Source organism: Palleronia salina (assembly GCF_900141995.1).
Taxonomy (GTDB): domain Bacteria; phylum Pseudomonadota; class Alphaproteobacteria; order Rhodobacterales; family Rhodobacteraceae; genus Palleronia; species Palleronia salina.
In genome coordinates this window covers 232,699-247,766 of the sequence record NZ_FQZA01000002.1, presented here as the reverse complement: position 1 = coordinate 247,766, position 15,068 = coordinate 232,699, and the positions used below count along the sequence as shown (strand labels likewise).

The 15,068-nt window shown below is 68.7% G+C and carries 14 protein-coding genes and 1 tRNA gene; 4 read left to right on the top strand and 11 right to left on the bottom strand.

The genetic code is table 11. From position 1 onward, the window contains the following. Positions 1–8 precede the first annotated feature (8 nt). Complete coding sequence (locus BUB76_RS04085; RefSeq protein WP_073127531.1) at positions 9–932, bottom strand: NAD(P)-dependent oxidoreductase; 924 nt, start codon at positions 930–932, stop codon at positions 9–11. Between the two features lie 93 nt (positions 933–1,025). Here BUB76_RS04085 and BUB76_RS04080 point away from each other — a divergent pair, with 93 nt between their 5' ends. Further along, a complete protein-coding gene (locus BUB76_RS04080) occupies positions 1,026–2,450 on the top strand; it encodes an alkaline phosphatase D family protein (protein ID WP_073127022.1) in 1,425 nt (474 codons plus the stop codon). A gap of 98 nt (positions 2,451–2,548) precedes the next feature. On the opposite strand, the gene BUB76_RS04075 is transcribed toward BUB76_RS04080, so the two are convergent. From BUB76_RS04075 to BUB76_RS04045, 7 genes are all read right to left on the bottom strand, one after another. After that, positions 2,549–3,166 (bottom strand): Isoquinoline 1-oxidoreductase subunit, encoded by a 618-nt coding sequence (locus tag BUB76_RS04075; RefSeq protein ID WP_073127020.1) that lies wholly within the window; start codon positions 3,164–3,166, stop codon positions 2,549–2,551. Between the two features lie 11 nt (positions 3,167–3,177). Then, positions 3,178–5,367: a xanthine dehydrogenase family protein molybdopterin-binding subunit gene (locus BUB76_RS04070; protein ID WP_073127018.1), complete on the bottom strand. Its 2,190-nt coding sequence runs from the start codon at positions 5,365–5,367 to the stop codon at positions 3,178–3,180. 2 nt (positions 5,368–5,369) lie between these two features. After that, positions 5,370–5,831, bottom strand: coding sequence for a (2Fe-2S)-binding protein (locus BUB76_RS04065; RefSeq protein WP_073127016.1), 462 nt, complete (start codon positions 5,829–5,831; stop codon positions 5,370–5,372). A 133-nt stretch (positions 5,832–5,964) separates the two neighbouring features. Beyond that, positions 5,965–6,040: transfer RNA gene (locus BUB76_RS04060), tRNA-Thr, on the bottom strand. A gap of 50 nt (positions 6,041–6,090) precedes the next feature. Then, entirely contained in the window at positions 6,091–7,746 is a 1,656-nt protein-coding gene (locus BUB76_RS04055) for a heme biosynthesis protein HemY (protein ID WP_084140525.1), read from the bottom strand. Positions 7,747–7,757: 11 nt separating this feature from the next. Further along, a complete protein-coding gene (locus tag BUB76_RS04050) occupies positions 7,758–8,978 on the bottom strand; it encodes a mitofilin family membrane protein (RefSeq protein ID WP_073127014.1) in 1,221 nt (406 codons plus the stop codon). Between the two features lie 71 nt (positions 8,979–9,049). After that, positions 9,050–9,679: a uroporphyrinogen-III synthase gene (locus BUB76_RS04045; RefSeq protein WP_084140524.1), complete on the bottom strand. Its 630-nt coding sequence runs from the start codon at positions 9,677–9,679 to the stop codon at positions 9,050–9,052. Between the two features lie 138 nt (positions 9,680–9,817). Between BUB76_RS04045 and tsaD the strand changes: the two genes are divergently transcribed. Beyond that, a complete protein-coding gene (gene tsaD / locus BUB76_RS04040; protein ID WP_073127010.1) occupies positions 9,818–10,897 on the top strand; it encodes a tRNA (adenosine(37)-N6)-threonylcarbamoyltransferase complex transferase subunit TsaD in 1,080 nt (359 codons plus the stop codon). Continuing rightward, positions 10,894–11,307 (top strand): EVE domain-containing protein, encoded by a 414-nt coding sequence (locus BUB76_RS04035; protein WP_073127008.1) that lies wholly within the window; start codon positions 10,894–10,896, stop codon positions 11,305–11,307. The genes tsaD and BUB76_RS04035 overlap by 4 nt, the downstream gene beginning before the upstream one ends. On the opposite strand, the gene BUB76_RS04030 is transcribed toward BUB76_RS04035, so the two are convergent. From BUB76_RS04030 to ahcY, 3 genes are all read right to left on the bottom strand, one after another. After that, positions 11,304–12,281 carry an FUSC family protein gene (locus tag BUB76_RS04030; protein ID WP_073127006.1) on the bottom strand — a complete coding sequence of 326 codons (978 nt, stop codon included), beginning with the start codon at positions 12,279–12,281 and terminating at the stop codon, positions 11,304–11,306. The two genes, BUB76_RS04035 and BUB76_RS04030, sit on opposite strands and share 4 nt — an antisense overlap. A 76-nt stretch (positions 12,282–12,357) precedes the next feature. Beyond that, on the bottom strand, positions 12,358–12,699 hold the full coding sequence (locus tag BUB76_RS04025) for a DUF2853 family protein (protein WP_073127004.1): 342 nt from the start codon (positions 12,697–12,699) through the stop codon (positions 12,358–12,360). 151 nt (positions 12,700–12,850) lie between these two features. Next, positions 12,851–14,236, bottom strand: coding sequence for an adenosylhomocysteinase (gene ahcY, locus BUB76_RS04020; RefSeq protein WP_073127002.1), 1,386 nt, complete (start codon positions 14,234–14,236; stop codon positions 12,851–12,853). A gap of 149 nt (positions 14,237–14,385) precedes the next feature. Between ahcY and BUB76_RS04015 the strand changes: the two genes are divergently transcribed. Beyond that, the gene (locus BUB76_RS04015; protein WP_073126999.1) at positions 14,386–14,976 is read left to right on the top strand and encodes a YfbR-like 5'-deoxynucleotidase; all 591 of its coding nucleotides are present in this window, start codon (positions 14,386–14,388) and stop codon (positions 14,974–14,976) included. Positions 14,977–15,068: the final 92 nt, after the last annotated feature.

The following is a 15,068-nucleotide window of genomic DNA, read 5'->3' as shown; positions in this document are numbered from 1 at the left end:
CCGCGCGCTTACTTCTCGCCCTTCTTGACCTCGTCGGCCAGGTCCAGCCCGTTCAGACGGGCCACGTGGTCAGCGACCATGGGCACGTAATCCGCCCCCTGCCCCAGCGCGGCGACATGGGCGTAGTAGTTTCGCGTGGCCGCGCCGATGGGATTCATCACCCCCGCCCCCTGCGCCATCGAGGCGACATAGGTCACGTCCTTCAGCGCGTTGGTGATGGTGAACTTGTGCGCCTCGCGATTGCGGTCGACGGCGTAGGACATGAACGTCTCGAAGAAACCGTTGGACATGCGGCTTTCGCCGATGACCTTGCGGATGGTCTGGGGCGAGATACCGGATTTCGCCCCGAGGCTCAGCGCCTCGGCGAACAGCGCGCCATAGCCCATGGCGATGAAATTCATGATCAGCTTCATCCGGTGCGCGCTGCCCACGGGGCCGATACGGTTGATGGTGCCGGCCCAGCACTCGATCACCGGCTTCAAGGTCTCGAAGGTCGCGTCGTCGCAACCCACCATGGCGTCCAGCGTGCCTTCCTCGGCTTCCTTCGGGGTGCGGCCCAGCGGCGCGTCGACCATGGTCATGCCCGCCTCGGCCAGCTCTGCCGCCAGCATGTCGGTCGAGCCGGGATCGGCGGTGGTGCAGTCCACCACGATCAGGCCCTTCTTGCCCGAAGCGAGGATGCCGTCCTCGCCCCGGATGATCTCTTCCACCTGGGGGGAATTCGACAGGCAGATATGGATGATGTCGCAGGCCTCGGCCATGGACTTGGGCGTATCGGCCTCGGTCGCGCCCATGCCGACAAGGCTGTCGACGGGGGTGCGGTTGCGGTTGCCCTTGATCTGCATGGGATAGCCGCCCTGCAGGATATTCTTGGCCATGCCGTGGCCCATGTAGCCCACGCCGATAAAGCCGACTGTCGGTTTGTCTGCCATCTTGTCCTCCTCGGTTTTCCGGCAAATGGTATACCAGATCACCGCCGGTTCAAGCGCACTTGCGGGCGGGCGCGGGGGGCTTATCTCAGGGCGATGTTGCCAGACCGTGCCCCCGACACCCTTCCGATGCTGCACCTGCGCCAGGTCGACGAACGGGGCGTGACCCTGGCCGCGACACTGGTCCGCCACGTCGGCAGAAAGCCCCCGGTGCTGGAGGCCGATGGCACGCAGGTCGACCCCGTGCGGCTGGGCGGTGCGGCGGGGGCGACCATGTGGCGATACGATTTCCGCCTGCCCGCGGATCCGGCCGCAAGCTACCAGATCGACGGGCGCGAATACCGCGTGAACACCCGCTGGGGCGGCGACCTGAACGTGGCCTACACCTCGTGCAACGGGCAGGAGCATGGCGATCTCGACCGCCCCGAGGCCAGCCGGAACGCCATGTGGCGCCAGCTGGCCGAACGCAACGACCGCGCGCCGCTGCACCTGCTGCTCCAAGGCGGCGACCAGATCTATGCCGACGAGGTGACCGAGGCGCACCCGATCAGCCGCGACTGGCCCGACATCGACACCCGCCCCCAGCCCGCATCCGCATTGGCCGAACTGCGCGAAGCCCTGCGTCGCGCGTTCTTCCTGCGCTATGCCTTCCAGTCGGCGCAGGCGGGCTATGCCGCGGTCGCCGCGCGCGTCCCCAGCCTGTCCATGTGGGACGACCACGACATCTGCGACGGCTGGGGATCGCTGCCCGAGGACATCCTGGACAGCGACGTGGGCCGCACGCTGTTCGACGTCGCGCGCGAGTCGTTCCTGATGTTCCAGATGGGCTGCGCGCCCGATGAGCAGCCTCCTGTCGCCACCGGGTCGGGGCACCTGTCGTGGCGCGTGGATGCGCCGGGCGTCAGCTTCGTTGCGCCCGACCTGCGCTCCACCCGGCGGCCCGAGCGGGTCATGGACGACGCCACCTGGCGTGACGTGACCGACGCGATCACCGGCGCCCCGACGGGGCACCTGTTCCTGCTATCCTCGGTCCCCGCCCTGGGGCCGCGCCTGTCGATCGTCGAGCGGCTGATGGGCCTCACGCGCCGGATGGAGAAATACGAGGATGACCTGCGCGACCAGTGGCAAAGCCGCACCCACCGGGCCGAATGGCAACGGTTCCTGCGCCTGATCCTCGACCGGCACGAGCGGCCGGAGACACCGGTGACGGTCCTGTCGGGCGAGATCCATTTGGCCACGCGCGGCACGATGGATGCCGCGAGCGGGCCGCTGCACCAGCTTGTGGCCTCGGGCATTTCGCACCCCGCGCCGCCCACCGCCTTCGCCCGCGGGCTGGGCACGCTGGCACGGTTCGGCGAAGCGCCCCTGAAGGGCCACCCGATCCGCCTGCGCGCGCTGCCCGGTCGTCCCGGGATCTACTGCGCGCAACGCAACTACCTGATGTTGACCCGGCGCGACGGTGCCTGGGCCGCCGCCTGGGCGCTGGAGAAGACGGGTCTGACGCCGGAACTGGCACTTTAGCCAGGGCGTCGGCTTACGCGAAAGCGAGTCCCGGACATCGCTCAAAAGAAAACGGGCCGCCCGTTGGCGGCCCGCTTCAAAAACTTCGGACGGCTAACTCAGCTCGGGCAGCCCGCGCCCGCGTCGATCCAGGCCTGGGTCAGCTCGCCGAACTGCTCCTGCGTGCCCGGCACCGGCGTGCGGCCCTCGCCCGGATGCCAGCCCCAACCGACGAGCCCATCTTCGGCGTTGTGCTCGTGGATGGCGGCCAGGTCACGATTGCCGTTGCGCTCGGGGTCCTTCAGCTGGGCGCAGATCTCGGGGACGGTCAGGCCGATCCAGCCCATGGACAGCGGTGCCAGCATCCAGGGCGAATGGCCGGGGATCGAGCCTTCGGCGCCGGTAAAGGCGACGTTCTCGGCCCCGTGGCAGGTGTTGCACTGCATCCCGATGGCCCCCATGCCGCCCGCGCCGCGCACCACGGGCGGATCGTGCGGCTGCATATCGTCGCCTTGCAGAGGGCCGCCCTCGACCGGGTGACAGTTCAGGCAGCGCGGATGTTGCAGCACCTTCGCCATCTCGGTGAACAGCGCCGAGGCCCGTTCGTCGTCGTTCTCGATATCCTCGAAGGCCGAGACGGGCCGAAGCTCGGTCGCGATCTCGGGTTGGTGGCTTTCGGCGAAAACGGGCCCTGCGGCCAGCAGCGCGGCCAGGGCAAGCGTCCCGATCGGTTTCATGCTCATTCCTTTCAGGACATACGATTTACGAAGGGCAGGTCGCGGCGCGACACGCCGGTCAGGCTGCGCCAGGCGTTCGCCACGGCCGGGGCGATCGGCGGCAGGCCCGGTTCGCCCACGCCGGTGGGGTTGGCGGTGCTGTCCATGATCGACACCTCGATCTGCGGCATCTCGGACAGGCGCAGGCTGCGATAGGTGTCGAAGTTGGATTCGCGCACGCGGCCCGTGTCGTCCAGCGTGATCTGCGAATACAGCGCGTGACCCAGGCCGTAACCGATGCCGCCTTCCATCTGGGCGGCGATCACGTCGGGCGTCACGGCCACGCCGCAATCCACGGCACACCAGACCCGGCGCACGTGGGGTACGCCGTTGCGGTCCTCGACCTCGGCGATCTGGGCGACGTAGCTGCCGAAGCTGCGGGCATAGGCCACGCCGAAGCGCGTGTCGCCCGTACCGGGCCCCGACCAGTCGGCCATCTCGGCCACCCGCCGCAGAACCGCCGCGTCGCGGGGGCGTTCGTCCTTCATCAGGGCAAGACGCCCCTCGACCGCGTCCTTGCCGCCGGCTTCGAGCAGCTCGTCCAGGAACGTCTCGACCGCGTAGGCTGTGTGCGTGTGCCCGACCGAACGCCACCACAGGACCGGCACGCCCGCCTCGCCCCGCGCCCAGCTCAGTCGGTGGGCCGGGAAGCCATAGGGCAGGTCGTTCGACCCCTCGTAGGACGTGGGATCGAGACCGTTCTGCACGGCCATCGCCTCCATCGGCGTGCCCATCATGATCGACTGGTTCACGACAAGGTTGTCCCAGCCGGTGATGTTGCCCTCGGCGTCGAGACCGGCGCGCAGCTTGTGCACGGTCAGCGGGCGGTAATAGCCGCCGCGCATGTCGTTCTCGCGCGTCCACATCAGCTTGTAGGCGCCGTCGCCGCCCGCCTTGGCGACGTTGGCCAGCTCGGCCGCGAAATGGGATCCCTGCGTCGCGCGGCGCCCGAAGGAGCCGCCCGCGAACATCGTGTGCACGCGCACCTGCTCGGGCGACACGCCCAGGACACCGGCGATGGTCTGGTTGTCGGCGGTCGGGAACTGCGACCCGATCCAGGCGTCGACCTCGCCGTCCTTCACCTCGATCACGCCGTCCAGCGGCTCCATCGACGCGTGAGCGAGGTAGGGGAACAGGTATTCCGCCTCGAAGGTGCGGTCGGCCCCGGCCAGCGCATCGTCGATATTGCCGTTGCCCTCGACCTGAGTGCCCGCGCCGGGCTGCGCCTGGGCGCGGAAGGCCTCGGCGATCTGGGCGCTGCTGCGGGTCTCGGCGCTGCTGGTGTCCCACTCGACGCTCAGGGCGTCACGACCCTTCAGCGCGGCGAAGGTATTGTCGGCGATGACGGCCACGCCGCTGGGCACCTGCGCCACCTGGCGCACGCCCGCGACCTGCATGGCGGCGCTGTCATCGACCGTCACGACCGTGGCGCCGAATTGCGGCGGGTGCAGCAGGGCGACGGTCTTCATCCCATCGCGGTAGATATCCAGCGCAAAGGTCGCCTGTCCCGTGGACTTGGCGGCCGAGTCTGTGCGCGTGACCTTCGTGCCCACCAGCGTAAAGTCGGCGGGATCCTTCAGCTGCACGCCGACCGGGATCTCGCTTTCCATCGCTTCTTCGGCCAGCTCGCCGAACGTGGCGCTGTTGCCCGACCGCTCGTGGCTGACCACGCCTTTCGAGACGGTGATCTCGGTCGCGGGCACACCCCAGCGGCGGCCGGCGGCATCGACCAGCATAGCCCGCGCGGCGGCCCCGGCCTCGCGCATCTGCATGTAGCTGTTGGATAGGCCGGTGGAGCCGCCCGTGCCCTGGATCCCGAAGGCCAGGTTCTTGTAGAGCGTCACGTCCTCGGGTGCGGCCTCGGCACGGACCTGGGACCAGTCGGCGTCCATCTCCTCGGCGACCAGCACCGGCAGGCCGGTATTCGCGCCCTGGCCGATCTCGATATGCTTGACCAGAACGGTCACGGTGTTGTCCGGCGCCACGCGCACGAAGGCATTCGGCGCAAGCTGCGTGGTGCCGTCCTCGGTCACGACGCGGGCGGCTTGGGCGCGGGACTTGCCCGGCAGGTGGGTGGCGATGACAAGGCCGGTGGCCCCGGCAAGGAAACCCCGGCGCGTGGTCGCGACACGGGGGGCGGCTTTGGCGATGTGCGGCAGCATGATCAGGCCTCCAGGTTGTCCGAGGCCTGGCGGATGGCCTGGCGGATGCGGACGTAAGTGGCACAGCGGCAGATGTTGCCGGCCATGGCGTTGTCGATCTCCTCGTCCGTGGGCTTGGGGATCATCTGCAGCAGCGACGTGGCCGCCATGACCTGCCCTGACTGGCAGTATCCGCATTGCGGGACGTTGATATCCACCCAGGCCGCCTGGACCACCTCGGCCTCGGGGCCGGTGACGCCTTCGATGGTCTCGACCCGCGCGCCGTCCAGCGTCGACAGGGGCGTGACGCAGGACCGGCGCGACATGCCGTCCAGCATCACGGTACAGGCCCCGCAGGCCGCGATGCCGCAGCCGAACTTGGTGCCGGTCAGCCCAAGCTCGTCGCGCAGCACCCACAGGAGCGGCGTGTCCGGGTCTGCGTCGACTGTGACCTCGCGGCCGTTGACGGTGAAGGTGGTGGACATGACAGCTCTCCTTGGCGCGTGCGGCGGGTTGGGGGAGAGCATAGCGCGAGCCGCACCCTCGTCAGGCGGCGCGACGGAAAAAGTGATCGGAATTCGACCGATCCAGCTTCCGAGAATTTCCAGTGAAAACGGGTGGTGCCGCTGAAGGGACTCGAACCCCCGACCCCATCATTACGAATGACGTGCTCTACCAGCTGAGCTACAGCGGCGTCCACCGGCGCGGTCTGTAACAAGGATCCCGCGGCGGTGGAAGGGCAATTCAGGGGCGGCGGGCGTTTTCCTCGTCGCGCTGGTCCTGGGGCACGATGACCTCGGCTTCGGGCACCGCCGTGGCCTCGGGCGTTTCGTCGGCGCCGACCGGCTGGACCTTGGGATCGGGCTTCGGCGCGGGCTCGGGGGCCGGCTCGGCCGCGGGCTTCTCCTCGGCCTTCGGCTCGGCGTCGGGCTCAGGCTCGGACGGGATCGGCGGCTCGGACGCCGTGGTCGTCGTCGCGGATTCTTCCTGCGCGTCGGGGATCACGATATCGCTGCTGGGCGACCCGCCGGCAACGACCAGGGGTAGCATCTCGGCCTGTTTCGGCACCGAGATCGACCCGGCCTTGGGTTCCGTCCAGCTGAGCGTGTCGAACGCACCGCAATTGCCGCAGACGGGCTCCCATTCGCCATGCACCGTCTGGCAGTTGTCGCAGACCCATTGCGGGCCGCGCGGCGCCGTCACGGCACGGGCAAGCCAGCCGCGCACGATCGCATCATCGGCGCCCTCGCCCCGCTCGATCGCGGCCATGATGGTGATCGACCGCGTCGTCGGGTGAGAGGTCGCCAGGTCCCCCAGCGCGCGACGTGCGGCCGGGAAGTCCTCGTTGGCGATGTGCAGCTCGGCCAGCAGCATCTTGGTTTCCGGGTGGTCGGGCTTCAACCGCGTCAGGGTACCGAAGCGGCGCACGCGCTCGCCCGTCGTCTCGTCGGGCGAGATGTCGGCGAAGGCCGCGGCGAGGTCGGGATGCGGCTGTGCCTCCCAGGCCTTCTTCAGCACCCGGGTCGCGTAACGGGTCTGGTTGTTCCTGATGTAGCCCCGCGCGGCCATGACGGCCGCCGGGATCAGGTCGGGCGACAGGCGGTTGGCCTCGATCGCGTTCTCGCGGACCGAGATCGTGCTGTCCTCGGCCAGAAGGTCCTTCGCCTCGGACAGGGCCAGCACGGCGTCGCGCCGCTTGTGAACGTCGCGCGGCAGGGTTCCGTATTTCAGCTTGGCGCCCAGCGTCTTGCGCGCCCCGGCCCAGTCATGCTTGCCCGCTTGCAGCCGCAGCAGGGTATCCTGCGTCTCGGCGTGCTTGGGCTTCAGCGCGAAGGCCTTCTCGGCCAGCGCAAGGGCTGTGTCGGTGTCGCCATCCTGCAGCTTCTGCTTCAGCAGGCCGCGCACGCCGACGAAGCGGGTGCGATCCTCGGCCAGCAATTCCTTGTAGACACGCTCGGCGGTGGCGCGGTCGCCGGTCATCTCGGCGCCCTGGGCCACCAGCAGGTTGGTCAGCTCGGGGCGGTCGAGGTATTTCTGCGCCCGCGCGGCCTTGGCCTGCGCCTCCTTGCCTTCGCCCGAGGCCAGCGCCAGCAGGGCGTCGCCCAGAGCGGCAAGGCCCTTCTGCTCGCGGTTGCGCGAGAAATGGCGGCTCAGCGCCGTCTCGTCGCCGTTCAGGAACCGCAGGATCGCGACCAGCAGGCTGATGAACTTCAACACGATCCAGACCGCGACGATCAACAGGATCAGCGCGATGGCCGCCTGAAGCGGCCCGAGCGTGAATTCGGTATTGGCGACGGCGACGCGGATGGCGCCATCGGCATTCAGCAACTGGCCCGCGCCCCAGGTCAGGGCGGCGACGGCACAGAAGAACAGAACGACCTTCAGAAGGGACCACAGCATGACGATCGTCCTCAGTTAGCGTTGGAAGTCGGCGACAGGTCGGCCAGCGCGGCGCTGGCGCGCAGCCGGGTCTCGGCGCGGGCGATCCAGTCGGACATGGCATCGCGACCCTCCTGGGGCAGCGCGTCGAGCTCGGTCAGCGCGGCCCGAAGATCGCCCTCGTTCAGGCGGGCCTGGGCACGGCTCAGAACCGCGTCGGGGCCGCTGCCCTCCTGCTCGCTCAGGGCGCGGGCGCCGGTCTGCGCCTTCACGAACGCACCGATGCGCGACAGTGCGCCGTCGCCGGCCGTCACGGCCAGCGAGGCGTCCAGACCGTCGCGCGCGGCGGCGTCGAAACTGTCCTGCAACGACGACAGGGTGGCCACGCCTTGACCGGCGGGCGCGCTGAGCGCCTCGGGCACGTCCTGGCCGCTCGCGTCCTCGAAGGCGCCCACGGCATCGGCGAAGGGCGCACCGCTTTCGATGGCGGCGCGCATCTCGCTGATCGCGGCCTGCGCAGCGATGCGGCGGGTCTCGGTCTCGGCGGCGGTCTCGGCGCCGGCGATGGCCTCGGACTGTGCGTCGATCTGGGCCGAAAGGTCGGCCAGCCGCTGTTCCAACGCGGCGACGCTGTCGGTGCTCGCCCCCGGCTCGAGCGCCGCGACCTGCGCGGCAAGCTCGTCGATCCGCTGGGACAGCTGCCCCTGGATCGAATTCTGCGCGTCGGTGAGGTCTTCGATCATAGACAGGTCCACGCCGGCGGTCTGACCCTCGGCGTCTTCGCCCGGCGCAAGACCGGCGAGACCGGCCTCGACCCCGCCGATGCGCTCATCCAGCGAATCGATGTTCTGGGCCAGCGACCCGAAATTCTGCTGCAATTCGGTCAGCCCGGCATCCGAGGCGTCCAGCCGCTCGGTCACCTCGTCGGGGGCGCCCAGCGCCGCCTCGATCGCGTCGATCCGGGCTTCCTGCGCGGCGACAACCTCGACCAGCGCTTCGTCCTCGCCAGCGCCGAACAGGCCGAATTCACCGTAATAGGCCGCGCCGTATCCCAGCGCGGCGGCGATGAAACCCCCAAGGAAAAGCGTGGCGAAGGGCGTGCGGCTGGTTTCCTGGGCGGCCCGGCTGTCATCGTTCCCGGTGCTCGGCGTGTCGGGCGTCGTGGTCGCGGCCGTCTCGGTCGTGGGGTCGGGCTTGGTGTCTTCGGCGCCGCCCCGGGTCGTGTCGGTGCTTTCGGTCTTTGCCTCGGTCATGCCAACGTCTTCCCACCTTCTCGCCGCCCGGACGGGTCGGCTGTTCCTGCTTTCCAAAGCGTCACGCGACCTTAGCGTTCCACTGCCGGTGCAACAAGGGCGGCCACCAGAGCCGCCATCCCCGCCGCATCGGGCGTTGATGCAATATGTTGCACACCGCCCAAAGGCCAAGCCCGCGCGACCGCCGAACTGATCGAAAGCACCTGCGCGCTGTCGTCCACCTGCTCCAATCCGTCCGCCAACAGGCGGGCCGTGCGCGCGGAGAACAACGGCAAGATCGCACCCGGCCCGCGCGCCGCACGGGTCGCGGCGGCGCCGGGCGCGCGCGCGACCTGGTCATAGACGACCCGGGCCTCGGCCAGCACGCCAAGCTCCCGCAGTGCGCCCGCCAAGTCGCCGGTCACGTGGCGACCATGCAGGTGCAGGACCGGCCCGGCGCCCTGCGTGGCCAGCCAATCCGGCAGCTCGGCGGCCTGCCCCGGTCCGTCGGCGCAGTCGAATCCCAGCGCGCGCGCCACCGCCCCGGTGCGTGGTCCCACGGCAAAGGCGCGCCGGTCCCGCAGGCACAGTTCGGCGGCGCGGATGGCCCCGTGTTCGGAGGTGAAGACCAGATCGCCCCCCGGCAGGTCTCCGGGCGCCATCGGCACGATCTCTAGCACGGGCGCGAACAGGATCGGCCCCCCGAAACCCAGGCCGCGCACCGTGCGGGCGAATCTCAGGGCGGCCGGGCGCGGACGCGAAAGGACAAGCGGCGGCGCGGGGATGGCGCGGCTCCTTCACAATGGACGGCTGCAGGGCCAAGTGGTAGGCTCGGGCGACTTCCAAGGCAACAGGCCGGCATGGACACGACGCTTACCATTCTCGGCATCGAAAGCAGCTGCGACGACACTGGCGCGGCCGTGGTGCGGCACGTCCCCGGCCAGCCACCGGAGATCCTGTCGAACGTGGTCTTCGGGCAGGCCGACCTGCACGCGGCCTACGGCGGCGTTGTGCCCGAGATCGCCGCCCGCGCCCACGTGGAGAAACTGGACCTGGCCATCGAACGCGCGCTGGCGGCCGCGGGTCTCGGGCCGCGTGACCTGGACGGCGTGGCGGTGACCGCGGGCCCGGGCCTCATCGGCGGGGTGATGGCGGGCGTGATGTGCGCCAAGGGTTTCGCCGCCGCGCTGGGCCTGCCGATCATCGGCGTGAACCACCTGGCCGGCCACGCGCTGACGCCCCGGCTGACCGACGGGCTGGCGTTCCCGTATCTCATGCTGCTGGTCTCGGGCGGGCATTGCCAGTTCCTGCGCGTGACGGCCGCCGACAGGTTCACCCGGCTGGGCGGCACCATCGACGATGCCCCGGGCGAGGCCTTCGACAAGATCGCGAAGGCCCTGTCCCTGCCCCAGCCCGGCGGCCCCGAGGTCGAGCGGGCGGCGGCACGTGGCAACGATGTGATCACCCTGCCCCGGCCCCTGCTGGACCGGGACGGCTGCGACATGTCCTTCTCCGGGTTGAAAACCGCCGTGCTGCGCGCCCGCGACGCGGCGCTGGTCGACGGCACCCTGCCCGCGTCCACCCGCGACGACATCTGCGCGTCGTTCCAGGCGGCGGTGGCCGATATCCTGGTGGCCAAATCGCGCCGCGCGCTGGACCTGATGCCCGAGGCCACCGCCTTTGCCGTGGCCGGGGGCGTGGCGGCCAACGGTGCGATCCGGGCCGGGCTGAGCGACCTTTGCGCGGAACGAGGCATCGCCTCCACCGCGCCGCCCCTGGCGCTGTGCACCGACAACGCGGCGATGATCGCCTGGGCGGGGATCGAACGCCTCCGCCTGGGGCAGACCGACGACATGAGCCTGGCCGCGCGCCCGCGCTGGCCGCTGGATACCGATGCCGCGCCCATGCTGGGCAGCGGCCGCAAGGGGGCGAAGGCATGAGCTACTGGCTGTTCAAATCGGAACCCTCGACCTGGTCGTGGGACGACCAGGTCGCCAGGGGCGACGCGGGAGAGGAATGGGACGGCGTGCGCAATTACCAGGCGCGCAACTTCATGCGCGAGATGGCGGTGGGCGACCAGGGCTTCTTCTACCACTCGCAGAAGGAACGCGCGGTCGTGGGCATCGTCGAGGTCATCGCCGCGGCGCATCCCGACAGCACCACCGACGACGACCGCTGGGAATGCGTGGACATCAAGGCGGTCGAGCCGCTGCCGACGCCCGTGACACTGGACCAGATCAAGGCCGACGACCGGCTCGCCGACATGGTGCTTGTGAAGAATTCCCGCCTGTCGGTGCAGCCCGTGACGCCCGAGGAATGGGAGTTGATACGAGACCTGGGCGGGCTCTAGCCCTCGCGCAGGGTCCTGGCCGCGTCGGGCTTCAGGATCATCAGGACGCCGTAGCCCACGATGCCCAGCGCGTAGGTCATCGCCGCCGCGGCCGCCATCGTGTACAGCCGTTCCGCCGCCAGGGTGCTGACGGGCGAGACCAGCGCCAGAAGCTCCAGCACGCAGATCGTCAGCATCGCGGTGAAGATGGTGTAGCTGTAGGGCAGCATCCGAAAGGCCAGCGGCAGGCTGACGGCGCCCAGCGTCACCACCAGCCATGTCGCCTCGCTGACCAGCGCGACGGCGACGGCGGCGGCGGTGCCCAGCACGGTGCCCACGGTCCGCTTCAGGGTGCGTCGGAACAGCCGCCCATGCGGCGGCAGGCACAGCACCACGAAGGTCAGAGGGAACCAGAACCCGTGATCGCCGAAATACCGCCCGCCGATATAGACCGACAGCGTCAGCCCCACGGCGAAGGCGATGCCGAAGACCAGCGCGTATTCGGCGCTCTCCTGGTCCTCATCGCCGGTGGTGCGGCTCTGGCCGAAGACGTGGGTGACGCCCAGGCTCCAGACCATGGCGAGGATGAACAGCGCGAATAGCAGCGGCTTCTCGGTCGCGGGCAGGATCGGGCTGGTGAAGACGGTCCAGGTGATCAGCGCGCGCAGGGGCGGGCGCGCCATGCCGCGCAACCCGCAGATACCGGTCATTATTCCCAGCGAGGCGGCGGTGAGCAGCGCCAGGTCGGGATCGCCGAGGCTCAGCAGTCCCGAGATGACCAGCACCAGCGATACGACGGTGCCGGTCAGGACGCCCTCGTCCTTGGCCGACAGGTGGGCGGCCAGCGAGGCGATGAAGGCCACCGCGCCCATGCGCCCGAAGGCGAGGATGGCAAGCACGGGCGGCACCGCCACGGCCAGCGTGGTGATCGCCACCTCGCGCCACGGCATGGGGTCGTCACCCTCGAACCACCATCCCCGGATTGCGTCCTTCATGCACGTCCCGCCCCATTGCTGAGGCGGGATCTAGGGGCGGTTCCCCCGGGGGCCAGTGCGCCCCCGCCCAGGGGGCTCAGGAATAGGCGGCTTCGCGGCCGAAATGCTTGGTCAGCATGTAGTAGACAACGGCGCGATACTTGTTGCGGTTCTCGCGGCCATAGATGCGGATGACCTCCTGGATGCCGCCCATCAGGCTGTCGTTGTCGGGCAGGCCCAGCTTCTTCATCAGGAAGTTCTCGCGAATACGGTTGAGCTCTTCCGTGTCGCTGGCGGCCACGGTGGACGCGTCATCGTTGTAGATCGCCGGCCCGCAGCCGATGGTGACCTTGCGCAGAAGGTCCATGTCCGGCTCCATCCCGCATTTCTCACGCAGGTCGGCCGCGTATTTCTCGATCAGGTCATCCCGTTTTCCCATGGCGCGTTGTCCTCCTGTTATGGTGCCGCGCGCAGTTTCGAAGGCAAAACACGCGTGCGTCAAGCTTGGCATGACGCGAAAGCCCCCATGGGCAAACGAAAAGGGCCCCGGCGATACCGGGGCCCCACAAGGACTGTCGCTTGACCGAAGCTCAGTAGCGGTAATGCTCGGGCTTGAACGGACCCTCGGGCGTCACGCCAATATAGGCGGCCTGCTCGGGATCCAGCTGGGTCAGTTTCACGCCGATCCGGTCCAGGTGCAGGCGGGCGACCTTCTCGTCCAGGTGCTTGGGCAGGATGTAGACGTCGTTCTCGTACTGGCCGCCGTTCTTCCACAGCTCGATCTGCGCCAGCACCTGGTTGGTGAAGGACGCGGACATCACGAAGGACGGGTGGCCGGTGGCGTTCCCGAGGTTCAGCAGGCGGCCTTCGGACAGCAGGATCAGCCGATTGCCCGAGGGCATCTCGATCATGTCCACCTGGTCCTTGATCTTGGTCCACTTGTGGTTCTTCAGGCTGGCGACCTGGATCTCGTTGTCGAAGTGGCCGATGTTGCCGACGATCGCCATGTCCTTCATCTCGCGCATGTGCTCGATGCGGATGACGTCCTTGTTGCCGGTGGTGGTGATGAAGATGTCGGCGTCCGCGACGACGTCTTCCAGCAGCACGACCTCGAACCCGTCCATGGCGGCCTGGAGCGCACAGATCGGGTCGACCTCGGTCACCTTCACGCGGGCACCGGCGCCGCGCAGCGACGCGGCCGAGCCCTTGCCCACGTCACCGTAGCCCATGACCACGGCGACCTTGCCGGCCATCATGGTGTCGGTGGCGCGGCGGATGCCGTCGACCAGCGATTCCTTGCAGCCGTACTTGTTGTCGAATTTCGACTTGGTGACGCTGTCGTTCACGTTGATCGCGGGGAAGGGCAGGCCGCCCTTCTTCTTCAAGTCATAGAGGCGATGCACACCGGTTGTGGTCTCTTCGCTGACGCCCTTGATCTGTTCCTTCATCTTGGTGAACCAGCCGGGCGAGGCTTCCATGCGCTTCTTGATCTGCTTCTGGATGACCTCTTCCTCTTCCGAGGTGGCCACGCCGAATTCCTCGCCGCCCTCGATCCGGGCGCCCAGCAGGATATACAGCGTCGCGTCGCCGCCATCGTCCAGGATCATGTTGGGGCCATCGTCGAACTGGAACGACCGGTCGAGGTAGTCCCAGTGCTCTTCCAGGGTCTGGCCCTTCACGGCGAAGACCGGCACGCCGGCCTTGGCGATGGCCGCGGCGGCGTGATCCTGGGTCGAGAAGATGTTGCACGAGGCCCAGCGCACATCGGCGCCCAGGGCGGTCAGCGTCTCGATCAGAACGCCGGTCTGGATCGTCATGTGCAGGCTGCCCACGATCCGGGCGCCCTTCAGGGGTTTTTCCTCGCCGAATTCCTCGCGGCAGGCCATCAGGCCCGGCATCTCGGTTTCCGCGATGTCCAGCTCCATCCGGCCGTAATCCGCCAGACCAATATCCTTCACGACATAGTCGCCAGCCATATCCATCATCCTTTGCAAAAGTTGGGTGGCGTGTAGCATCGGATTTCCGCACAGGCAACGCGCTGCGCGCGGCCGCGCGAAGCGGTCGCATCGGCCGGCCCCATGGCCTACAGGTGACCCGGCAACCGACCCTGATCGAAGATCGCCCCATGAATACCCCCCGCGCATGGCAGCGGATGCTGTCGGGCCGCAGGCTGGACCTGCTGGATCCCACTCCGATGGATATCGAGATCGAGGACATCGCCCATGGCCTGTCCTTCGTCGCCCGCTGGAACGGGCAGACGAGGGGCGATTTCGCCTACAGCGTGGCCGAGCATTCGCTTCTGGTCGAAACCCTGTTCACCGCGACCAGCGCCCGTCCCGAACCGCGCTGGCAGCTGGCCGCGCTTCTGCACGACGCGCCGGAATACGTGATCGGCGACATGATCTCGCCGGTGAAGGCCGCCATCGGTGCCAGCTACGGCGAGCTCGACACGCGGCTGACGGCGGCGATCCACCTGCGGTTCGGCCTGCCCGCCGCCCTGCCGCAGAAGATCAAGCGGCAGATCAAGGCGGCGGACCGGGTCAGTGCATGGATGGAAGCGGTGCAGATCGCGGGTTTCGCCGAAGCGGAAGCCACGCGCTTCTTCGGACGGCCGAATCCCGAGTTGATCGCGGATCTCGACATCGTCCTGCGCCCCCCGCGCGAGGTGCGGGCGGCGTTCACCGCCCGTCACGCGTCTCTGCTGGCGCAGATCTGAAGCCCGAGCGCCGGTCGCTGTGCCACCGCTCGGTCCGGGCGTCTTCCGCCCGTTTCTGCGCGCGGTTGCGGTAACCGGGCTCCTGGCGCGTG